Annotated in this window: 24 protein-coding genes and 1 pseudogene; 8 read left to right on the top strand and 17 right to left on the bottom strand. The window is 34.6% G+C overall.

The window, feature by feature from the left end:
- The coding region (locus E0H99_RS15310) for a hypothetical protein (protein ID WP_131997539.1) at nt 1-400 on the bottom strand (400 nt) is incomplete at its 3' end.
- 731 nt (nt 401-1,131) lie between these two features.
- Here E0H99_RS15310 and E0H99_RS15315 point away from each other — a divergent pair.
- Nucleotides 1,132-1,629, top strand: coding sequence for an IS1595 family transposase (locus E0H99_RS15315; protein WP_131997543.1), 498 nt, complete (start codon nt 1,132-1,134; stop codon nt 1,627-1,629).
- Between the two features lie 39 nt (nt 1,630-1,668).
- Here the strand turns inward: E0H99_RS15315 and E0H99_RS15320 are convergent, their stop codons facing one another.
- The 6 genes and pseudogenes from E0H99_RS15320 to E0H99_RS15340 form a co-directional block, all read right to left on the bottom strand.
- Nucleotides 1,669-2,061 carry an IS3 family transposase gene (locus tag E0H99_RS15320; RefSeq protein ID WP_131997546.1) on the bottom strand — a complete coding sequence of 131 codons (393 nt, stop codon included), beginning with the start codon at nt 2,059-2,061 and terminating at the stop codon, nt 1,669-1,671.
- A gap of 12 nt (nt 2,062-2,073) precedes the next feature.
- Nucleotides 2,074-2,250: a hypothetical protein gene (locus tag E0H99_RS17490; protein ID WP_240723498.1), complete on the bottom strand. Its 177-nt coding sequence runs from the start codon at nt 2,248-2,250 to the stop codon at nt 2,074-2,076.
- Nucleotides 2,251-2,268: 18 nt separating this feature from the next.
- A pseudogene (locus E0H99_RS17665) lies at nt 2,269-2,352 on the bottom strand (hypothetical protein); the annotation flags it as partial.
- 906 nt (nt 2,353-3,258) lie between these two features.
- Nucleotides 3,259-3,801, bottom strand: coding sequence for a cysteine hydrolase family protein (locus E0H99_RS15330; RefSeq protein ID WP_131997552.1), 543 nt, complete (start codon nt 3,799-3,801; stop codon nt 3,259-3,261).
- Nucleotides 3,802-3,873: 72 nt separating this feature from the next.
- Complete coding sequence (locus E0H99_RS15335) at nt 3,874-4,740, bottom strand: helix-turn-helix domain-containing protein (protein WP_131997555.1); 867 nt, start codon at nt 4,738-4,740, stop codon at nt 3,874-3,876.
- A gap of 65 nt (nt 4,741-4,805) precedes the next feature.
- On the bottom strand, nt 4,806-5,138 hold the full coding sequence (locus E0H99_RS15340; protein WP_131997558.1) for a winged helix-turn-helix transcriptional regulator: 333 nt from the start codon (nt 5,136-5,138) through the stop codon (nt 4,806-4,808).
- A gap of 161 nt (nt 5,139-5,299) precedes the next feature.
- Between E0H99_RS15340 and E0H99_RS17330 the strand changes: the two genes are divergently transcribed.
- The 4 genes from E0H99_RS17330 to E0H99_RS15355 all read left to right on the top strand — a co-directional run bounded on the left by E0H99_RS17330 (nt 5,300) and on the right by E0H99_RS15355 (nt 7,996).
- Nucleotides 5,300-5,503, top strand: a complete 204-nt coding sequence (locus tag E0H99_RS17330) for a nuclear transport factor 2 family protein (protein ID WP_205728700.1) — start codon at nt 5,300-5,302, stop codon at nt 5,501-5,503.
- A gap of 15 nt (nt 5,504-5,518) precedes the next feature.
- Entirely contained in the window at nt 5,519-5,686 is a 168-nt protein-coding gene (locus E0H99_RS17335) for a hypothetical protein (RefSeq protein ID WP_205728701.1), read from the top strand.
- Nucleotides 5,687-5,862: 176 nt separating this feature from the next.
- Nucleotides 5,863-6,993, top strand: coding sequence for an LLM class flavin-dependent oxidoreductase (locus E0H99_RS15350; protein WP_131997561.1), 1,131 nt, complete (start codon nt 5,863-5,865; stop codon nt 6,991-6,993).
- Between the two features lie 163 nt (nt 6,994-7,156).
- Nucleotides 7,157-7,996 (top strand): MBL fold metallo-hydrolase, encoded by an 840-nt coding sequence (locus E0H99_RS15355; RefSeq protein WP_131997564.1) that lies wholly within the window; start codon nt 7,157-7,159, stop codon nt 7,994-7,996.
- 280 nt (nt 7,997-8,276) lie between these two features.
- Here E0H99_RS15355 and E0H99_RS15360 read toward each other — a convergent pair whose 3' ends face one another.
- On the bottom strand, nt 8,277-9,734 hold the full coding sequence (locus E0H99_RS15360) for an FAD-dependent oxidoreductase (protein ID WP_131997567.1): 1,458 nt from the start codon (nt 9,732-9,734) through the stop codon (nt 8,277-8,279).
- A 461-nt stretch (nt 9,735-10,195) separates the two neighbouring features.
- On the opposite strand from E0H99_RS15360, the gene E0H99_RS15365 reads away from it, so the two are divergent.
- Nucleotides 10,196-10,636, top strand: a complete 441-nt coding sequence (locus E0H99_RS15365; RefSeq protein WP_131997570.1) for a PepSY-like domain-containing protein — start codon at nt 10,196-10,198, stop codon at nt 10,634-10,636.
- Nucleotides 10,637-10,802: 166 nt separating this feature from the next.
- Here E0H99_RS15365 and E0H99_RS15370 read toward each other — a convergent pair whose 3' ends face one another.
- The 8 genes from E0H99_RS15370 to E0H99_RS15405 all read right to left on the bottom strand — a co-directional run bounded on the left by E0H99_RS15370 (nt 10,803) and on the right by E0H99_RS15405 (nt 18,614).
- The gene (locus E0H99_RS15370; RefSeq protein ID WP_131997573.1) at nt 10,803-11,126 is read right to left on the bottom strand and encodes a MazG-like protein; all 324 of its coding nucleotides are present in this window, start codon (nt 11,124-11,126) and stop codon (nt 10,803-10,805) included.
- Between the two features lie 231 nt (nt 11,127-11,357).
- Nucleotides 11,358-13,616, bottom strand: a complete 2,259-nt coding sequence (locus tag E0H99_RS15375; RefSeq protein ID WP_131997576.1) for an acyl-CoA dehydrogenase — start codon at nt 13,614-13,616, stop codon at nt 11,358-11,360.
- Nucleotides 13,617-13,753: 137 nt separating this feature from the next.
- Nucleotides 13,754-14,686, bottom strand: a complete 933-nt coding sequence (locus tag E0H99_RS15380) for a transglutaminase (protein WP_131997579.1) — start codon at nt 14,684-14,686, stop codon at nt 13,754-13,756.
- Nucleotides 14,687-14,707: 21 nt separating this feature from the next.
- Nucleotides 14,708-15,559 (bottom strand): substrate-binding domain-containing protein, encoded by an 852-nt coding sequence (locus E0H99_RS15385; RefSeq protein ID WP_131997582.1) that lies wholly within the window; start codon nt 15,557-15,559, stop codon nt 14,708-14,710.
- On the bottom strand, nt 15,559-16,086 hold the full coding sequence (locus E0H99_RS15390) for a GNAT family N-acetyltransferase (protein WP_131997585.1): 528 nt from the start codon (nt 16,084-16,086) through the stop codon (nt 15,559-15,561). The genes E0H99_RS15385 and E0H99_RS15390 overlap by 1 nt, the downstream gene beginning before the upstream one ends.
- Before the next feature lie 154 nt (nt 16,087-16,240).
- Nucleotides 16,241-17,110 (bottom strand): nucleoside phosphorylase, encoded by an 870-nt coding sequence (locus E0H99_RS15395; RefSeq protein ID WP_131997588.1) that lies wholly within the window; start codon nt 17,108-17,110, stop codon nt 16,241-16,243.
- A 119-nt stretch (nt 17,111-17,229) separates the two neighbouring features.
- Nucleotides 17,230-17,559, bottom strand: coding sequence for a translation initiation factor (locus tag E0H99_RS15400; protein ID WP_121342010.1), 330 nt, complete (start codon nt 17,557-17,559; stop codon nt 17,230-17,232).
- Between the two features lie 104 nt (nt 17,560-17,663).
- Complete coding sequence (locus E0H99_RS15405; RefSeq protein ID WP_131997591.1) at nt 17,664-18,614, bottom strand: isopenicillin N synthase family dioxygenase; 951 nt, start codon at nt 18,612-18,614, stop codon at nt 17,664-17,666.
- 170 nt (nt 18,615-18,784) lie between these two features.
- Here E0H99_RS15405 and E0H99_RS15410 point away from each other — a divergent pair, with 170 nt between their 5' ends.
- Nucleotides 18,785-20,761, top strand: a complete 1,977-nt coding sequence (locus E0H99_RS15410) for a thiamine pyrophosphate-dependent enzyme (protein ID WP_131997594.1) — start codon at nt 18,785-18,787, stop codon at nt 20,759-20,761.
- Between the two features lie 215 nt (nt 20,762-20,976).
- Here E0H99_RS15410 and E0H99_RS15415 read toward each other — a convergent pair whose 3' ends face one another.
- Complete coding sequence (locus E0H99_RS15415; RefSeq protein WP_131997597.1) at nt 20,977-21,870, bottom strand: LysR family transcriptional regulator; 894 nt, start codon at nt 21,868-21,870, stop codon at nt 20,977-20,979.
- A 96-nt stretch (nt 21,871-21,966) separates the two neighbouring features.
- Here E0H99_RS15415 and E0H99_RS15420 point away from each other — a divergent pair, with 96 nt between their 5' ends.
- Complete coding sequence (locus tag E0H99_RS15420) at nt 21,967-22,560, top strand: NAD(P)H-dependent oxidoreductase (protein ID WP_131997600.1); 594 nt, start codon at nt 21,967-21,969, stop codon at nt 22,558-22,560.
- Nucleotides 22,561-22,562: the final 2 nt, after the last annotated feature.

The raw sequence follows: 22,562 nt of genomic DNA on the forward strand, positions 1-22,562 counted from the left end.
CCAATAGACAGGTGGGTTGAATCAGCGTAACTGTTGCCGCTACCGGTACTGCTGGTGCACTGAGAATCACCGCCACTGTTATTGTGGAAATACAGCCACCGCCACCATTTACCGTTACGTTATAGCTACCCGCTGCAAGACCAGCGAAGATTGGGCTGCTTTGATAGTTGATGCCATCGATGCTGTAAGTCAATCCAACTCCTAGTGGTGCGGTAACCGTAATGGTTCCCGTGGCCAATAGACAGGTGGGTTGAATCAGCGTAACTGTTGCACATTGAACAGTTCCATTACTTAAAGTTGACACTTTTGGAGGGTCAATTTTAGCACCGTTAGAATACGAATTTACATTACCAACAAAGATTAAGAATGCCAGTAAAAAAAGGGTAATTTTTGATTTCATTATATCTGAAATTTAGTTTAAATACTCCTTAAAAAATTGATAGTTAGTTCCGTTACAATACGATAACTAACAGCTTTTTATAATTTTATATTTACAAAAAATTATACACTTATGACTTGCCCTATGAATTGTAGCAAATCACAAATATTTTTATTCGAACAAGTTGAATAGGGCTACTTTATTAATATCCACAAAATCTCTTAAATAAATAAAGTAGGATAAAAACTGAAAATTACACATTGGAGAAATGTAACTTACAGCAATGGGATCAACTTCAAAAAGACACTCTGTTGTTGGGGATAATATCAGAAAATTTGGTCATAAAAACTTAAAAAAATAAAATACTCATTTTAAAAAAATTTATAAACCAATAAATAGGCTAAGATCTGAAACTTACACATTGGGGAGCGCAGCTTACAGAAATAGGATTAACTTCAAAAAAACTTGAAGCATCCGCTCTACAAAAAAACTTATTGTTGAGATCACTAACTAAGTTATTTGTTAATCTTCAAAGTTATTTTATTAAACAACTAAAAATCACATTTTCAAAATAATAGCTAAAGATAATAAACAAATCACCAAAATGTATTGAAGCAAATAAAAAAATCGTTAACATCCAGTTTTATCCGATAAAAAACGTGGTCGATCAGAAATTTAGCATGAAAATTTAAAATATTTTCAATCCAAATTCCGCATTAGAAAATAATCATTAAAGAGGACTTCAAATCCTAATGCATAGCATTAGAAAAAATAGTGTTATGAAAATTCGACACCCGAAAAGGAGATTTCTAATTAGTTGTGACAGAAAAGGCAATAAACATCTGCAAGTTGCTGCAAGAGGAAGAATATCTGCAGAAGACATAAACAAGGTATTAAAAGATAAATTAGAACCGAATACCGTTTTATGTACCGATGGACATCGAAGTTTTGAGGCTTTTGCTAAAGAAAATTCCCTAGAACATCAAACCATAAAAGTATCAGCAAAAGAATATGTAAAAAAAGGAATTTATCATGTACAACACGTCAATCAAACAGCACAGGACTTAAAAAAATGGCTGGAAACATTCAATGGAGTATCAACAAAATATTTACAAAATTATTTAAACTGGTATGCTTTAAAAGCTATTATCAACGAAAACCAAAGCCCCGTAAAGAAAACAGTTGCCTTGATAGCAACTTCCTTTTCTGCTTGGTATGAATTTAAAGATATACTTAATTTACATATATAAGTTAGACTAAAGCCAAAAATTTTTGAATCAATTCTTAACTTACATAGTTTTATAATTCAAAGCTGAATGTCTCCTTTTTCTGTTGTACCAAACTTCAATATATTCAAAGATTTCCAGTTTCATTTGTTCTTTAGAAATTAGTTTGTTTCCATAAATCAATTCAGTTTTCAAGGATTTAAAGAAGCTTTCAGCTACAGCATTGTCCCAACAATTTCCTCTACGGCTCATACTGCGGGTTATTTTTTTATAGGAATCGAGAACATTTACAAACTTTTTGCTGGCATATTGAACACCTCTGTCGGAATGAAAAATCAAACCTTCCTCAATATTTCGGTTTTTAACCGCCATTTTCCAAGCTTTAAGCGAGGTTTCATCTGTACACATTCCATCGCTTAAACTCCAACCTATAATTTTTCTGTCATATAAATCCATAATAGTTGTCAGTTATACAAATCCTTCTTTAGTTTGGATATAAGTAATGTCCAAAACCCATACTTTTGAAGGTATTTTTACAACAAACTCTCTATTTAATATATTTTCGACAACTAAATAACTATGATTCGAGTTGGTTGTAACCTTGAATTTCTTGCTTAATTTACTTCGTAAACCTAGTTGTTTCATATATTTTGTTACAGTAATTCTACAAATTTCGTAACCTAAATTCTGAAGTTCAAATGTTATTCTAGGACTTCCATAGCGTTGCTTGGATTCAAAATAAATCAATGTTATTTGTTATTTTATGGCAATTTTTCGTTGTAACCTAGCGGTAATTTTTTGTTTTTTCCAACGGTAATAACTTCCACTGCTAACCAAAAGAACTTTACACATTTTTTCAATCGGGAATAGTTGTTCATTGTTTTTAATGAAACTATAAATCATCGACCGCTCTTGGGAAAAATGCCGATTACTTTTTTTAATATGTCACGCTCTAACTCGGCATCTTTGAGTTTTTTCTCCAGTTCATGAATTTTTTCCTGCTCGGGAGTTAGTTTCAAATTTTGGAAATAATCAAATAAATGTAAAACAACGAGATTTTGGTAACGAAGAAGAGAAAAACAGGGCAGGCAAGTAATGAAATTTAGTAAGAATTAGTCGAAATTTAGGCTATCGTTTCTGAATTTTAAAAGTAAACATCAACATCATGGTCAAATTATGACCAAGTTACTTCAATAATTAATAATTATCTTTACATTAAGCTTATGCAATTGACAAAGAATTACACATCGCCAATTTCTTTAAATCTTGCATAAAATGGTTTGAAAATTGTCCCGACAGGGTCAATAAAAAATAAAATAAATTATAGACCCTGATTGGATTTGAACCAAATTAATTGGATTTACAACTTACTTAATTTCTTCAAATCCTGCATAAAATGGTTCGTAAACGGTATCGTATGGACCACCAAAAATTACAAACCTCCAAAGTCTTAGACTTTGGAGGTTTTTTTTGATTCGATAAACTTGAATTAAAATACTTTATTTGTATAAGTTCCCGTATTTACTGGAAATTATGGTTCGAGGCTCGTATGGTTAATTGACACAAACAGCAAACCTATTAGTTAAACTATAATACTTACATTACTTTACATACGTATGTTTGTTCAAGGCTGTGGTTATGTACTTCTTTTTATTAAGATAGATAATCTGCTGTGTTTTTTATATCAGCATAAAAGAAACTCAAGCCAGCTAAAAATGCCGTTTGTACATCAGCTGCTTTTACTTGTTTTCCGTTTACTTCAAGATCCAATGTCGCACAAGCATCCCCAATTACAGTACATTGGAACTCAAAATCTTTTGCCGCTCTTACAGTTGCATCGATACACATTTGTGTCATCATACCAACAAATACTAATTCGGTTACGTTTTGAGATTTTAGATACTCTAAAAGTTCTGTTTCTCTAAAACTGTTTGGATAGTATTTTTCAATTACTTTTTCTCCGCCCAAAGGTGTTACATTTTCGTGAATTTCTTGACCTTTGGTATCTGGTAAAAAGAAGGTAGAACCTGGTGCTACCGAAAGATGCTGAATGTGCACAATAGGTAATTTTTCGCTTCTAAATTTTGATAAAACTTGTTTTGCGTTTTCGCTGGCTTGCAATGAACATACTAATTCCATTGCTCCGTTTTCAAAGTAATCGTTTTGAATGTCTACTATAATTAATGCTTTGCTCATGATTTTATTTTTTAAATTAAAATAACAAAATTAGAAAATACCTAAAAGAAATAGACTACCAAACACTATTCATTAACTACCATTTTGATAATCGGATATAAATAAACTTGTGGTCATTCCTGTTTGAGTTTTGAAAAAACGCATCAAATGATTGGGTTCAGAAAAGTGTAATTCGTGAGCAATTTCGGCTACAGTAAGACCAGAATAAATCAAATAATTCTTAATTTCAAAAAGCAAACGTTGCTTGAGTAAATAAGTTGCTGTAACATTAAAATGCGTCTTAACCGCTTTGTTCAGCGAAATTCGGCTGATATTTAATAAAGCAGTATAATCTTCAATTCGCTGTTTTTCTTTGATGTGTTTTTCTAACAATTGTTTAAACTGAAAAGCATAATTACTACCATTCTTATCGATTGACAATTCATTTTGTTGCGCATATTGTCGATTTATTTTTTGTAATAAATAATAAAGTAATGAGCGAATAATATGTACGCTATCGGGTTTAGTAGTCACCAACTCTGTTTTAATTTCTGTAAGTAGCTCGCAATATTTTAAGATCTCTGATCGATCAACGGGTAAATACAATGGGTATTCTAACTGATAAAAATAGAGTAAACTATAAGTGAATAATTTATCTGCGAAAAAATCATTTAGAAAATCTTCCTGAAAAACAAGAACGGTAAAATCAAGATCATCACCTTCTAAAAACCATTGACGTTGCTGAAACGGCGAAATAAAAATAATGGTATTGTCTGAAATATTTATTTTCTGTTGATTTAATAATAATGTTCCGCGACCTTTTTTAAAGACTATAATTTCAAAGTAGTCGGTATTATAAATTTCAGAATTGCTATAGTTATCTTTAACTTCTTCAGAAGGCAATACATTTAGCAGAAAGTCAACACCGCATTCGGTTTTGTGAAATTTTAATATCCTCATTAGATCTTGGATTAAGCGTTTGGTGCTTGTTTGTTGTTAAGCAATTTCTTTTTAAGAAAGGTCTATTAAACTAAATTTTCTAATCCGAATTGAGCCAGCTGATCCACGATGGGCAAAGTCTTCAATCCTAATTCAGTCAGTCGATATTCTACTTTTGGAGGAATTTCGGGAAAGACTTTTTTGCTAACCAATTTATTTTCAACAAGCATATTTAATTCTTGAATCAGCATTTTTTCACTGATGCCTGTAACCGATCTTTTCAGTTCGCCATATCGCACTGCATTTTCGTTGATTTGAAACAATATCATCAACGTCCATTTGCCACTTAATAGCGATAAAGAGGCTCTTACTGGACACTTTTCATCACAAGGTGGATTTATTTTTGAGTTTTTTTCCATTGTTATTCAGTAATTCTAACCATTTGGTAAGTACCCAACTAACAAGTAAGTACTTGTGCAAAAGTAAGTACTATTGTAATTTTGTACAACTTTAAGTGAAAAAATAAAAAATAAAGTATATGAAAATTTTAGTATTTACAGAAATTTAAAAACACAACAATATGACAGCAATAGAAATAGTAACGGCTTATTCAATAGCCCTTTCAAAAGGAGATATTCCTACAGCATTTTCTCATTTCAGTCCAGATGCAAAATGGCATCAACCAGGCAAACATCAGTTTGCTGGAACCAAAACAGGACTTGAAGCAATCGGCAAAATGCTTGGCGATATGATGGGTGCAACGCAAGGTTCGTTGGTTATATAACCTACTGGTGCTTTGATGTCTAACGGAAATTTAGTTTCCTTTCCTGTTCATTTCAGTGGAAAAATTGGTGATAAAACAGTTGATATGAATGGTGTGGATTTGTTTGAAGTTGTTGATAAAAAGATTGTTCAGGTTTGGTTATTTTCTGAAGATCAAGTTGCAGAAGATGAGTTTTGGGGTTAATTTTTCGTAAAATTTTAAACTATTTTAAAGAGAGTGTTCATTTTGGACACTCTCTTTTTTTTTATAAAAACAGTTTTAATTCAGATTATCAAAACGGTAGTTTATAACTATTTTTTGGTATCCTTTTTTCTGCATTACCGAAGTAGTTTTGTAACACAATTTAAAATCAATAGGTTATGAAAAATAATGATATAAATATAGATAACTCACATAATAAACAAGCTTCTTTTCAAAGGCTTAAAAAACAAGGAAATGCTCCGGTGCCTTTGTCAATTCTGGATGTGGCGACAACCGGAAAAGGATATTCTGCTGCTGAAGCTATTGCAAACAGTATTGCTTTGGCAAAGTTTGCCGACCAACGTGGATTTGCTCGCTACTGGGTAGCAGAACACCATGGCATGCCTGCCGTTTCTACTTCGTCACCCGCTATGATGCTTGCTAGACTTATTGGTGACACAAAAAATATTAGATTAGGATCTGGTGGTATGATGTTGCCTAATTTTCCACCCTTGGTAGTTGCCGAACAGTTTGGTATGCTTCAGGCGATGGCTTCGGGACGTATCGATTTAGGGATAGGACGTGCGCCTGGAACCAATGGACTTACTGCATCAGCACTTCGTGATAATCATTTAGGAGCGGAAGATTTTCCTGAACTCTTGACAGAACTATTGCATTTTCTTGAAGATGATTTTCATGATGGACATCCTTTTAAGAATAGGGTATTTGCTGTTCCAGGTCCAGGACAAGATCGTGAAAACGGCATCGCCCGATCTTTTGATAGTCCATCGGTTTGGTTATTAGGTTCTTCAGGATATTCGGCACAATTGGCAGGAAAATTGGGATTACCTTTTGGCTTTGCAGCGCAGTTGGCTCCAGAGAATATGTTATTTGCATTTGATTTGTATAGAAAGAATTTCAAACCGTCAAAGGTTTTGGATAAACCACATACTATTGCTTGTTTCTCTGTATTTGCAGCAGATACTGTAGAAGAAGCGAAAATCCAAACGCATGCTTTTGCACACAGTATGCTTCGAATGATGAAAGGGCAAACCTATGTTATTCCGTCTCCAGAAGAATTGAAAAACTATAGTTATGATAATTCGGAAAGATTCATACTAGAAGGTTGGAATGAAAAAATGATACATGGAACTGCGGACCAAGTAGTAAGCAAGTTGAATGAATTTCAGAAAACTTCAGGAGCAGATGAATTAATGATTGCCAACTTAGGACATTCTCTAGAAGGAATATTGCATTCGGCAAAATTGATAGCAGATGCTTATAACATGCCAAATTTGAGTACAATTTAAATAATAACAAGAGTCAAAATATAAAAGGTTATCAAAATGGTATCAAATAGTATGTTTTTGATAGCATACAAATAATTTGTTGTTCAGACCTTTGCAACATATTAAATGCTCTAAAAGCCTTAATGAAGAGGCTTTGGAGATAAATAAAATTAAACAAAAATTTATGAAAAAAGTAATTTTAGCAGTAGCACTGCTGTTGTCCAGTGTCTTGTCGTTTGGACAAATTAATTCAGATAAAAAACCTACGATTCAGTTAGTTAGAAATGCAACATTATTGATAGAATATAGTGGAAAGAAAATGTTGCTTGATCCAATGTTGTCCTCAAAAGGAGCAATTGATTCTTGGGCTGGAATCCAAAAAAATCCTACCGTTGAATTGAAAATTCCTATAGAAGAAATTGTTAAAGGTGTTGATTTGGTTATTGTAACGCATACACATGAAGATCATTTTGACCAACCTGCAAGCAAAATACTTGATAAATCCATAGAATTAATCATGCAACCTGCCGATAAAGATTTCTTTAATAAAGAAGGCTTTGTTAATGCAACTGTTTTAGAAAATCAGAAAGTATGGAATGGTATAACAATCACTAGAATTGAAGGACAACATGGCACAGGAGAGGTTTTAGCGAAGATGGGTAAGACTTCTGGGTTTGTATTACAGGCAAAAAAACAACCGACTGTATATATTGTAGGAGACGCAATCTGGACAGAGGATGTTAAAAAAATAATCAAAAAGTTTAAGCCTGATTATATTGTAGTTAATTCGGGTGGAGCGGTTATCAAAGGTTATGAAAACACGCCAATTTTGATGAACGAAGAACAAACAATGACTTTAATAAAGGAGAGTGGAAAAGCAAAAGTCATAACAGTTCATATGGACGCTTTGGATCATTGCTTTACAACAAGAGCATCTTTAAAAAAGAAAGCTGCCGAATTGAAGATTAGTTCAGACAAATTGTTAATTCCAGATGATGGAGATATAATCCAACTTTCTCTTTAAATCACTTATTAAAAGAAAAAAGATTTTTTTTAGTATTTTTCATTTGAAATTTTCTTCAAATCTTGCATAAAATGGTTCGTAAATAGTTCCGTATGGCCCACCAAAAAATACAAACCTCCAAAATCATTTGATTTTGGAGGTTTTTTTGTTCCAAAAAATTATTTCAGAATCATTTTTATCTCGTTTTTGGTTTACGTTTTATTGTATCTACCTTTTTCAATATTAAAATTGTTGCCGCAATAAACGTAACTAACTATTTAAGTTATATTTAAGTACCTTGTTATGCTTCTTTTTTCTTTAGACACCGCCCTCTCGGAGCATCACTCTCATGAAGCACAATTTCGGAATGTAGGAACTGTGCGGCGGCAGCTGAATCTTTCACTTTAGTAGCACAGCGTTCTAACATTTCTGCTTCAAACTCAGCTAATACAGATTCCCTCACTCCAACTTTTCGCCATTGAGATGCAGTTCTACATCCTCTTGAGATTCCCCGAGCCAGCGTGAGCGCATCCAGTAGTGCTTGATTCGCTCCCTGTCCTTTGAATGGACTCATTGGGTGAGCCGCATCTCCAATTAGAGTTGCGTTTCCTGCTTTTGCTAGCAATTCTGAACTGAGCAATTCTCGGTCATACACGGGATAACCAGAAATTTGAGTTTCCTGGGTTGCCGCTAAAATGGGAGGAATGGGATCATGCCACAGCGTTCTACGACACGCTTCTTCCTTGAGTGCTTGAGGTCCTTGGGCACTTAACATCTTAGCCTCTTCTTCTGGCATTGGGAAGCTAAGTTGCCACATCACTGAGTCTGACGCATAAGGCATTATGTAAATTCGCTCATTCCCATTGGCGGTTTGAAATACAGTGGCCGAGTCCAGTAAAGAACTAGTAAGACCTTCGAGAGCACTCAAAGGACAAATACCCAATATCACAATACAACCTAGATAACGTAAAGGGGTAATATCGTCACCAATCAGTAACCTCCGCACCGAACTGCGAATACCATCGGCTCCAACTACAAGATCCGCTTTGTAGCTCTTCATTTCCCCATTTACTTGAAAGTTGAGATCAACACCTACACCCTCACATTCCTTAAAATCCACTAACTGGTGCCCCCACTGTACCGCACCATGTCCGCCAAGTTGCTCCAAAAGAGCTAAGCGCAAAGATTGCCTTGCGATATGTACATTTGAACGTTTCGGAGACGTTTTCGCTTCTGACTTTATCCACTTTCTGTTTCCCCATTCACCGATCACTTTTCCTTCTGTAGTGTGAACCACATGTCTTGTTGAAATCACCCCTTCTTCTAACGAGAAAATACCCAATCCCTTGATTGCTTTATTAGCTTGTTGCAAAGTGAGTCCGTAGCCCTGAGATCGGGTATCGAAATTGCTATCGCGCTCATAAAGGGTAAAGGGGATTTCGCGGTGCAAACAAGCCACAGCTAGAGCCACTCCACCTATACCACCGCCAATAATAGCAACGTGTGGGTAGTTTTCTTTATCCGCTATTGGAGGACTGGCAGAATGAACTAAACCGGATCCGTAGCAGTTCAAGCAGGAGTATAGGTGGCCCTGAGGACGAACTGGAGCCGTCCCTTCGCCTTTCGTTTTTTCAAATTGATCGAATGCCAACTGGTAGCGGAGTCGTACTTTTTTGCTGAGCCCTCGACTTTTTTTACCGCGTCCCTGACATTCGGGACAAATAGTCCAGCTTACTTCTTCATTTTCCACTTTTTTCACTTCCTCTTTATTTTACTTGATCTTGACTTCTCTTTAAAAGAAAAAACTTAACCGATACAATTGATGTTGGGCTTAATAGTATAGTAGTGGTTATGACTTTCATTACTTCTATATGATTTAACCTGAGAAATTTACATTTTTCAGCGTTTGTCGCTTGTGGCAGTAGCATAACTTTAAGCCAAAATATTAGCGGCACAAAACTACTTTTTTCAAATTGAAATAGAAAGGATATCTCAGCGCTATTTTATTGAAAGTTTTTTGAAATTTTGCAAAAAATGGTTCGTAAACAGGTTTGTAAGAACTACAAAAAACTCCATTATTTCCGAATTTTTTTATTTTTGATAGATTATTAAATATAAGCGTCAAAAAAATTATCATAAAAATTAAAGGTTTCTTAAATTGATTTGAATGCATTTTTACTTATCGTAAATTAGCAGTACGATAACTTAAATATGCAAACCATGAAAAGAAAAATCACTTTTATAGCATTATTATTGGGTTTTGTACTATCGGCCAATGCTCAAAAGAAAATAGAAATTACTGAATTACCAAAAGCAGCACAGGATTTCCTGCAAAAATATTTTAACCATACATCCGTTAACATCGCAAAGAAAGATGCGGAACAAGGAGAAAAAGGATATGAAGTCAAGCTTAAAGATGGTACAGAAGTAGAATTTTGGAAAGACGGTTCCTACCGTGAGGTAGATGGTGGCGACAAACCCATTCCAACCGCATTCATTCCTGCCTCAATCAAAGATTACGTGGCAAAGAACTATCCGAACGAAAAAATCACGCACATTGATTATGGACACAAAGACCTCGATGTGGATTTAACGAACAATATTGATCTAGAATTCACCAAGGAAGGGAAATTTTTAAAAGGGAAAAAAACTAAATTTTAAGAAGATGGTCCGTAGACAGTATCGTATGAACCATACAAAAACTCCATTAGAAATAATGGAGTTTTTGTATGGTTTAAATATTGACTCAAAAATTCATAAACTCCTTTTTTCACAACCAATAATCGATTTTAGCATCTTGCCTTATTTTTAGACACTTATCCTTAGTTTATTTTTCTAATAATTTTTCAGTTTTAGTTAAGAATTTTTCTGTGGCTTCTTCAATATTGATGTTCATTCTATCAGCCAATACTGTTAGCCACCAGATAGTTTCCCCTAATTTATGTTTGAGTTCTTCTTGGGTATTTTCTTTTGGCCATCTTCCTTGCTGTGACATTGCAAGTCTTCCTACTAAACCAGCATCGGTTAGGAAAGCTAAGGCATCTTCTTGTACGGTCCATTCGCTCCCGTGGTGTATAAGTTCTAATTCGTGGTAGCGTTCTCTTATTTTTATGGAACGTTGTTTCAATTGTTCAAAGTCTATTGATGCCATTAATGTAATTTTTTAGTTTGAAAGATCCCTGTTTTAAGTTTGTTATAAATGCTAAAAAACAAATCAAGATAAAAATTTTATAGTTATAGTATTACGTATACTTTGTTTCTTTAATTCGTGCCCAAAATAGCTCCTAAATAGTTTCGTTTGAACTATAAAAACTCCTTATTTGATGAATTTTTTTAATAAAATCACTTTTTACACTGGAAACTGATTAAAGCTTGGATCCTATTACAATGCAATTGGAGCGGCAAGACAACTTTCAGGAATGTCAAATGCTTTTACTAAAGAAACTGCATCCGGCCTGATTTCCCAGCAAAGCTGGTTCACCATCTTGCGTATGGCTTTTGTTTTTGCGGCTTCCATGTAACCATCTTCAAGATACCAGCCTTTATTTTTTTCAATCTGTGAAAGGGCGTATAATTGGCTCAATTTCAATACAATTTTCTTGCTTTTTTTGTCCTTGATACTCTGAATGGCTTTTTGAAATTGCTCCAGAACAATTCGTTCGAGATAAGCCTGAGCGACATCAATCATTTGGTGCTGTACCACATTAAATGCATCATAGGGATCAAGTCCGCTATCAATCAGTTTTTTCAATCGTTTTGCTGCAGAAGCCAATGTAGTTTTTTCCCTGTGTTGAAAGGCATTCAAATGAAACTCATCATCGAGTATATGCCCATCATCTGTTTTTCGGGTTATAATTGGATTTTTTTCAGAAATTACAGTCTTGGCATTTTCATAAACGTAATTAATCATTCCCATTGCATCCATTTCACCAAATGATTTTCGGAATTCTGACAAACGATTCTTAGCCACCAATTGCATCAATACAGTATTATCGCCTTCGAAAGTGGTGTAGATTTCGGTATCATTTTTTAAGGAATCAATACGATTTTCAGATAGATATCCTTTGCCACCGCAGGCCTCGCGACATTCTTGCAAAATATCTGTAGTACTCCAGGTTGAGTAGGCTTTCATCCCGGCAGCGAGGGCTTCAATTTCCTGCATTTCAGATTCCTTTTTATTGATAAAACGGGAAGTCAAATAGTGTAGCGCAAAATGTATTGCATATGTTTTTGCTAATAATGGAATTAGTCTGCGTTGATGCATACGGTAATTCAAGATTGGGACTTCTGAGCCGCCTTCTGGTCCAAATTGCCTGCGTTTGTCACTATATTTAATTGCTATTGTTAATCCTGATTTGGCTGCGGCCAGTGCAGATCTCGGAATTCCAATTCTGCCACCTACCAACGTTCCTAGCATCGTAAAAAACCGTCGATTATCACTCGGGATCGGGCTTTCAAATATCCCTTCTTCGTTTACAGAGGCAAAGCGATCTAGCATATTTTCTTTCGGGATGACAACATTTTCAAAACGAATTGTTCCGTTATCAACGCCATTAAGTCCCATTTTAAGTCCGCAATCACCAATAGTAATACCTTTCAGAATTTTATTATTAGTATCACGTATTGGAACAATAAAGGCATTCACTCCGTAATCAATTTTATCAATGATTAATTTGGCAAAAACCGTAGCCATTTGACCATGTAATGCGGCGTTACCAATATATTCTTTCTGCGCATTTTCATGTGGTGTATGAATAATAAATGTTTGGCTGTCGTGGTTATATGTCGCCGTTGTTTCCATTCCTTTTACATTCGAACCATGATTGGTTTCAGTCATTGCAAAACAGCCGGGTAATTGGAGCGAACCAATATCTTTTAAGTATTTACTATAATGCTTTTCTGTTCCGAGCGATTGTATACTCATTCCCCAAAGCCCGAATTGTACCCCAAATTTGATTACAAGACTTAAATCATGATAGCTCAATGTTTCCATGATGGCAAAATAATCACCAATGTTTTCGCCACCGCCGTATTGTTTTGGATAGGCCATATTACCTAAGTTTTCTTTCGCTAGGATTTTGCACCAATCGTATACTTTTTCACGGTAAACGGCAGTATCAGTCGAAGTTTCGTAGGCAAATTCAGGTCGACTGATGATTGATTTTACCTTCTTAATGATTGCGGATTGTTCTCCATCCAAAATTTTTGTCAGTTTTTCTATTTCGAATGTGTTAGCAGTTTGGTAATTTGAAGTAAAGGTTTTTGCCTTTGTTTTAAAACTTCCAATAGCTTCTTCGCCTAAAATTCCCAGATCATTTTCAAGTTTTATAAAATCAGCTGCGAGGTTTTTAATAATTGCATCATTTTCTGAAAGTACAGTTGAAATATCAAAAATGGATTTGATGGAAGGCTTTTTTTGAATAATTTGCTCAATTTCAGCTTTCCAATCAGCGAGTTGCTCTCTGGATGGTGGAGATGAAACAGTTACTTTTGAAAGAAGAAATTCCTGTTCCTTTTCCGAAATCCAGCTCTGGGAACGAATAAAATCTTGTAGCGTAATGAATTCTTTTTGAGTTAAGAAGTCATCTGACCACACCAGATAAAAAAGAGGGATAAAGGCTTTGAGTTTTGAATTTTCCATAGTAAACTTTTAATAAAAAAAAATTTTAAGTTTGGTTAAGATAGGAAAATTTAATGACTAAAGAGAAGGAGTAACGGTATACTTATAAATTTGGAAGGGGATAAGATTTGATTTATTAAACAAAAAATGAAATCAAATTAATCCAATGTCAAGGCACCTAAAATTTCTTCGGACAGGAAAGGTCCGCCGGGATATTTGGCTGTGTAATCCAGATTCATCCAAATTTGACCACGCTCATCAACGTGATAATGAAGTTTTTTTTCATTACTTTCATTGACAAATAACACATTCTTAATTAGAAAATTGACTTTTTCTAAATCAGTAAGCGAACCTATCAGTATTTCTGGATAAATATGTCCTGTAGTATGGATTAATCTGGGAGTTCCACCAATAGACTTGATAGTGGCAGCCATTAATATCGAATGATCATCACAATCACCAGAAAAATAAAGCAATGATTCAGTAGCAGTAGCAATATAATCTCGTGCTTTTGGGTCGCTCACATAGTTCCATCTGCTATTTATTTCCTTGAAAACTGCAAAGCATTGAATAATGGTTCTATAATCAGAATATCCTTTTACGTCTTTAAAATGTTTTGAAGTTGCCATAATCGCAAAATTCCTGATTTTAGGATTTTGATATTCTATGGCATTGATGATTTTTGTTTTATTGGGAAACGGTAGCAGTTTTGCAATGATAATATCTTGTGGATATGGATTATCCGACATTGTATACATTATTGAATTATAATCCTCATAAACGCTGTTGAACCCATAGTTTCCTATCGTAGAGCCATAAAGTAAGACTAACAAATACAAGATGATACAAAATAGAATAATCGTTCTTAAAAATCGCAGAATGATTTGAATAATTACGATTATCAACAAGAATAAAACAACTCGATCAATATTAAGAAACCAATTTGGGTTGATTAAGTTTTGATGTACAATTATAAAAACGGGTACGGCAATTAATATGTTCAGGATAAAAATAATAACGTCATCCCAGGGTTTTTTGACCTGAAATCGCTGTTTTATACCCTGAAAATTAATTTCTTTTATTTTTATCATAGTAAAAATAAAAACAGTAATCTAGACTGTTTTTACAATATCCTCAAAAGTACCTTTTTTATCGATAATTTTAAGTTGAAAAAGTTGATTTTGAACTTTGTTTAACATTTTTTCTGATAATGGTTTTTGTGACCATTGCGTTAACGACAACCATTCTTGAATATCTTCAATTTTTTGGTGGTAAATTGAAGCCAAAGTTTTGTCAATACTTGGAATATCTTTGAGTTCCTGCGTAGTCTGATTAATGATTGCAAGAATTTTTGAAATAATAGCTGGATTTTTTTCCAAAATTTCATCACGAACCGCAATTACAAAACAGGGCCAAGGTGTTGGGCAATCTGCAATTCTTCGGAAAATACCTTTATCGACTAATGGTTTGGTCATAAAACGTTCCCACATAAAATAATCAGCGGTTCCATTTGTCAACGCTTCGACAGCTCCATCAATAGTATTTATAATTTCAAACTGAAGATTATCCGTTTTCCAACCTTGATTATCGGCATTTACATACGCCATTAATTGCGAACCGGAACCCAATCTGGAAATGGCTACTTTGGTATTTTCTAAGTCAGCTAATGTCTTATAATTTGATTTTGCGGCCACATGAATTCCCCAAATCAAAGGACTTTCTACATACACCTGAACTATTTTACTCGGGTTTCCGGCAACGATATCTTTTACGATTCCTTCGGTTAAGATTACGGCGATATCAGTCTCGTCATCACGAAGCATTTGGCACATTTTTCCGGTTCCTTCTGGAACGTCAGTCCATTGTAAATGAATGTTTTCTTTTCTGAAATCTCCGTTTTCTATTGACAAATGCCAAGGAAGATTGAAATGTTCCGGAACTCCAGCTATTTTTATTGTTTTCATTATAGGTTAGGATTTATTAATTCATACCAATTCCAAGAAACGCCGTCTTCCATATATTGTTCGGTCATTTTCAGTCCAATTTTTTGTAGTATTCTGTTTGAGGCGATATTATCCGTATGCGCTGCGGCTTCCATAATTTTGATTTCCATTACATTAAAACCATAGTCCAGCCAAGCAAAACTGGCTTCACTGGCATATCCTTTGCCCCAGAATTTTTCGTTTAAACGATATCCAATATCATAAAAATTAACCTTGTTATTGACCATTTCGGTGTTGTATTTTAATCCGGCCCAACCAATTAATTCATTGGTTTCTTTCAAAACAACCACAAATCGTCCAATATTATTTTGGATGTATTGTTCTCTAACAAGTTTTATATAGGAATGTACTTCGCTAATATCCGTTAATGGTTTGTTCCAAAGATATTGATGTACCTTAGGATTGCTGTCCATTTCAAATAAAGCTTCTGCATCTGACAGCAGCATTTCTCTTAAAAGCAATCGGTTGGTTTCTAAAATAAGATTCATGATGTTTATAAAAAATGTTGTTATGTACCGATTTAGCCCTGATCGAAACGGCATCCTTTTGTGTTGTCATTGCGAGGAACGAGTCAATTTTTCAGACAGCATAAAAGATACAGTGTAGAGTAGAAATTAGCTCCAAAATAAAATTGATTTTCTACTATTGATTAGCTAATTTATCCAACGTATACGCAATCAATTCATCCACGGCTTTGTATGGATCTTCACTAAATATTCCCGAAGCTCTGTTAGCAATTATAGCATTTAAAGAAAGTGCATTATGTCCTAAAAGAGCTGAAAGTCCATAAATAGCTGCCGTTTCCATCTCTAAATTTGTGATTTGGTTGTCGCCAAATTCAAAATTATCCATTTTAGCATTCAATTCTTCATCTTGTATATTCAAACGCAACACTCGTCCTTGAGGACCATAAAAACCACCTGCAGTCGCCGTAATTCCTTTATGCATTTTATCGCTTTCTATAATTTTCTCTAACTTTTCAGAACACGAAATCACATACGGTTTTCCTTTTCGTAAATCCCAATTGGTGTGTTTTACAAAAGCATCTTCCATCTCAAGATTCGAAACTTCGTCAATCAAATAGGAGCGGAGCATGTTGTCCAAACCTAATCCAAATTTTGACATCACAAAACTATCCACAGGAATATCCGCTTGCAAAGAACCCGAAGTTCCAATTCGGATGATGTTCAATGAAGTAAGATTTTCTTTTGGTTGACGGGTTTTTAAATCAATATTGACTAAAGCATCCAGTTCGTTGATAACGATATCAATATTGTCAGGGCCAATTCCTGTTGATATTACCGTAATTCGTTTGCCTTTGAAAATTCCGGTTTGGGTTTTGAATTCTCTTTTTTGAGTCGAAAATTCGATGCTGTCAAAAAACTGCGTGATTTTTTCCACTCGATTTTGATCCCCTACAAAAATGATATCGTGTGCAATATGTTCTGGTTTTAAATTCAAATGGTAAACGCTACCGTCTGGATTTAATATTAATTCTGATGATTGTATCATTGTTAAATTATTTTTTCCTCACCCCAGCCCTCTCCAAAGGAGAGGGAGCCAGTGCCGGATTTAGATAGTATTTTTTTATTTCGTTTTGGTTCCTCCCCTTCGGAGAGGTTAGGAGGGGATTACCCTCCAACACGTTTTACTTTAAAACCTTTTTCTTTTAAAATAGTCATTATTTTATCGCGATAATCACCTTGTATGATAATAGAATCATCTTTAAAAGTTCCGCCAACACTCAATTTTGTTTTGATTTCTTTGGCCAAAATTTTAAAATCTTCGTCAGTACCTTCATACCCTTCAATTATGGTAGTCGCCTTTCCTTTTCTTTTTTCGAATTTACAAATCATAGGCTCTTTTTGAACGTATAATTCGTGAGCCACTTCTTCAATTGGATCTTCAGGAGATGGTTCGTGATCTGGAAAAAGGTTTTTTAATTGGTCTTGTAAGTCCATAACTTTATATATTTTGAACGCAGATAATGCTGATTTAAATTGGTGAAAAACAAAAGACATTAAGCATAAACTTAATGTCTTTTAGTATTTGACGTAAATTAAGTTTATTTTTTAATAAGCCCTAAATCTACTAAACGCTCGTATAAATAGGCTCCCGCGGTAATATCTTCGAATTTTTTTGGATGTTCTGCATCAATACAATTTTCCAAACAATCCAATTTCATATCACTCACTGGATGCATAAAAAACGGGATAGAATAACGTGAAGTTCCCCATAATTCTCTTGGTGGGTTTACCACTTGATGAATCGTAGATTTCAATTTGTTATTGGTATGACGCGATAACATATCACCCACATTGATGACTAATTCGTCCGGTTCAGCAATGGCATCAATCCATTCTCCATTGTGATTTTGTACTTGCAACCCTTTTCCTTGCGCACCCATCAATAAAGTAATCAAGTTGATATCACCGTGAGCAGCTGCACGAATAGCGTTTGCTGGTTCAGATGTGATAGGTGGGTAATGAATAGGTCTTAAGATTGAATTACCGTCTTTAGCATACTGGTCAAAATAAAATTCATCCAAACCCAGATGAAGGGATAAAGCTCTCAAAACATAAACTCCTGTTTTTTCCAGCATTTGATAGGCTTCTTTGCCTACAATGTTAAAACGGGGAAGTTCTTTAACTTCAACATTTTCAGGGTACTCTGATGCGTATTTTGAATCTTCAGATACATATTGTCCAAAGTGCCAAAACTCCTTCAAATCGCCTTCTTTTTTGCCTTTGGCATGCTCTGTTCCAAAAGAAACATACCCTCTTTGCCCGCCAATTCCAGGGATTTCATAACTGTGTTTTGTTTCTAATGGTAAAGCGAAAAATTTTCTAATTTCGCCATACAATTCATCAACTAAGTGATCGTTTAAAAAATGCCCTTTGAGTGCAACGAAGCCAATATCTTCAAATGCACTTCCGATTTCATTTACAAATTTTTGTTTACGTTTCGGGTCGTCCGAAAGGAAATCACGCAAGTCAACACTAGGAATGTTTTGCATATTTTTAAATATTTTTTAATAATTGTAAGGTTAAAAACCTTGCAGATACAAATGTAAAGAATAATTTTATATCTAAATTTTAAACTTAGAAGTAAATTAAAAAAATATAACAAAATATTGATAAATTGTTATATTTTTTTATCTTTGAACCATACAATAAAACCAAAAAAATGACCTTTGACAGAAAAAATCTTACGGACGATCAATTATTAGATTTATACAAGCGAATACTGAAACCAAGACTGATAGAAGAAAAAATGTTGATTCTTATCCGTCAGGGAAAAGTGTCCAAATGGTTTTCTGGAATTGGCCAAGAGGCTATTTCTGTTGGCGTAACGGCAGTTTTAGATTCGGATGAGTACATTTTGCCAATGCACAGAAATCTAGGTGTTTTCACCGGAAGAGACATTCCGCTATACCGCCTTTTTTCGCAATGGCAAGGCAAAGCCAATGGTTTTACCAAAGGCCGTGATCGAAGTTTTCACTTTGGAACACAACAATACAAGATTATTGGAATGATTTCGCATTTAGGTCCACAATTAGGAGTTGCTGACGGAATCGCTTTAGCCAATAAACTCAAGAAAAACGGAAAAGTTACGGCAGTTTTCACTGGAGAAGGTGCTACAAGTGAAGGCGATTTTCATGAAGCATTGAATATTGCTTCCGTTTGGGAATTACCGGTTATGTTTGTTATTGAGAATAACGGATATGGCCTTTCGACCCCAACGAATGAACAATACCGTTGCGAAAACCTAGCCGATAAAGGAAAAGGATACGGAATGGAAAGCCATATTGTTGATGGAAATAATATTCTGGAAGTCTATAATTTGTTATTCGAATTAAAGGCTTCGATGAAAGAAAATCCACGTCCAGTATTATTGGAATTCAAAACCTTCAGAATGCGCGGGCATGAAGAGGCGAGTGGCACCAAATACGTTCCGCAAGAGTTAATGGATATGTGGGCAATTAAAGATCCCGTTAAAAATTACTTCAACTATTTGACCGAAAACGGAATTCTTACAGCCGATTTTGATGCGACCTTGCATGCTGAAATAAAGAAAGATATCGACGAAAGTTTGGCTATAGCCAATGCAGAACCTGAGATTGAAGCTTCATTAAGTGAAGAGCTAAATGATACTTACAAACCGTATGTATTTGAACAAGTTAACCCTTCAGATAAAAAAGAAAATATTCGTTTTATAGATGCGATTTCAACTAGTTTGAGGCAATCGATGGAACGTCATGAAAATTCAGTAATCATGGGTCAGGATATTGCTGAATATGGCGGTGCTTTCAAAATTACAGATGGTTTTGTAGCGCAGTTTGGCAAAGAGCGTGTCATTAATACACCTATTTGCGAAAGTGCGGTGGTTTCGGCAGGAATGGGATTGTCGATTAATGGATATAAAGCGATTGTAGAAATGCAGTTTGCCGATTTTGTTTCGACAGGTTTTAATCCAATTGTGAATTTATTGGCCAAATCACATTACCGTTGGTTAGAAAAAGCTGATGTTGTGGTTCGTATGCCTTGCGGTGGCGGAACACAAGCAGGTCCTTTTCATTCTCAAACCAATGAAGCTTGGTTTACAAAAACGCCAGGTTTGAAAGTAGTTTATCCTGCATTTCCGTATGATGCAAAAGGACTTTTAAACACTTCCATAAACGACCCGAATCCAGTATTGTTTTTTGAGCACAAGCAACTGTATCGAAGTGTTTACCAAGATGTTCCTACTGATTATTATACGATTCCATTAGGAAAAGCGGCTTTGTTGAAAGAAGGAAATGATGTTACAATTATTTCGTTTGGTGCGGCAGTACATTGGGCTTTGGATACATTAGCAAAAAATCCTGAAATTTCGGCTGATTTATTGGACTTGAGAACTTTACAACCTTTGGATACTGAAGCTATTTTTGCTTCTGTAAAGAAAACGGGAAGAGTGATTATTTATCAGGAAGATTCTATGTTTGGTGGAATAGCCAGTGATATTTCGGCAATGGTAATGGAAAATTGTTTCAAATACTTAGATGCTCCCGTAAAACGCACAGCAAGTTTAGACACGCCAATTCCGTTTACAAAAGCGTTAGAAGATCAATATTTGCCGAAAGGCAGGTTTGAAACTGATTTGAAACAACTTTTGGCATACTAGATATTTAAATCTTAAATAAGGTTATTTTTAGAGTTTTGATTCTAAAAATAACCTAATATCCAATAGATAATTATAAATAATATAATTGTCCCAATACAACCTCCGCCTAGTTTTTTGGCTCCGTAACCTGCTATTAGTGTTTTGAAAAATCCGTTCATAATTTTAAATTTTTAAGTATACCTTAAAAGTAATAAATATTTTTTAAACGTAGTGTTTTAATTTAATTCCAAAAATATTTTCTTAATTAGCGCTATTTCTTCCTGATACATTGTTTTTTTTCTGGTGGCGAAATAGAGTGTGTTTTTCAGTGGAGTTTTTCCTTCCCAAATCATTTTAATAGAACCGTTGTCAATTTCTTTTCGGCAAAGGAAATCAGGAACAACAGCTAATCCCTTACCACTGCTTAAACAACGGATTATTGAGTTTAGATTTGGAACAATATAATTGGGTCTGAAATCAGGATGTTTATTAAAGTTTAGCTGCCAAAAACGGCGTAAATGCTCCATGTCTCCTGTGGTTCCGTACCATTTTTGTTGTTTCAGCCAAAGCTCAATTTCTTGAATACTTTCCTGTTTTTCTATCGAATTGAATTCCAAATCGTCAATTTCGCTTCCGCCAACAAGTACAATAGTTTCTGATGAAAATGCCTGGTATTCGATTGCGTTTTTAACTACCATTTGTGGCGTGATAATTAAATCCAAAATACCTTTTTCTAAACTCTCAACCATTTCCGGATATTCACCAAATTGAATAATAACATTAAATGGTAAGGTCGAAATATACTGTTCCAATGTAATTTGGAAAGTTTCAAAACACATTCCCACACTTATGGTTGGCGTATTTTTCTCAGTGCTTCTTTGAAAATTTTTTTCGGCTTCTTCCAGTTTGGTTAATGCTTCAATGATGAAATTGTAGAGCACTTTTCCTTTTTCGGTGGGAACCATTTTTCGACCTGTTCGGTCAAATAATTTATAACCCACATAATTTTCCAATGAACTCAAATGCAGACTCACTCCAGGTTGGGAAATAAATAATACTTCTGCTGCATTAGTCAACGTTCCTGTTTTATAAACCGCTTTAAACGTACGATACCATTCTAAATTTATCATAACTATTATAATTATGATACAAAGGTATGAATTAAGTTATTTTAATAATAGACTTTATCGTTCTAACTTTGCACCATCAAATTAAAAACATAAATCATGACAAAAATATTTATAATCAATGGGGGACAAAAGTTTGGCCATTCTGGAGGAAGGTTTAATGAAACCATTTCGAATGAAACCTTGAATTTTTTCAAAAATAATACCGCTTTTGAAATAAAAACAACCAATATTAATGACGATTACAATCCTGTTTCTGAAGTCGAAAAATTTGTTTGGGCTGATATAATTATTTACCACACGCCAATATGGTGGTTTCAATTGCCTCACGGGTTTAAAAAATACATTGATGTCGTTTTTACTGAAGGTCATGCCAAAGGAATTTATAAAAGTGACGGACGTTCCGCTGAAAATCCAACAATTAATTATGGAACAGGAGGAATGCTCCACGGCAAAAAATATATGCTGACTACCTCTTGGAATGCACCAAAAGAAGCTTTTACTTTACCCGGAGAATTTTTTAATCAGCACAGTGTGGATGAAGGACCGTTATTTGGTTTTTACAGAATGAACGCTTTTACAGGCATGAAACCGTTACAAAGTATTCATTTTCATGATATAGAAAAAAATGCAAATGTTGAAAATGATCTTAAATTGTATCAAAACCATTTAGCCCAATTATTTTTAAATTAATT

This window comes from Flavobacterium sp. GT3P67, assembly GCF_004349155.1.
GTDB lineage: Bacteria > Bacteroidota > Bacteroidia > Flavobacteriales > Flavobacteriaceae > Flavobacterium > Flavobacterium ranwuense.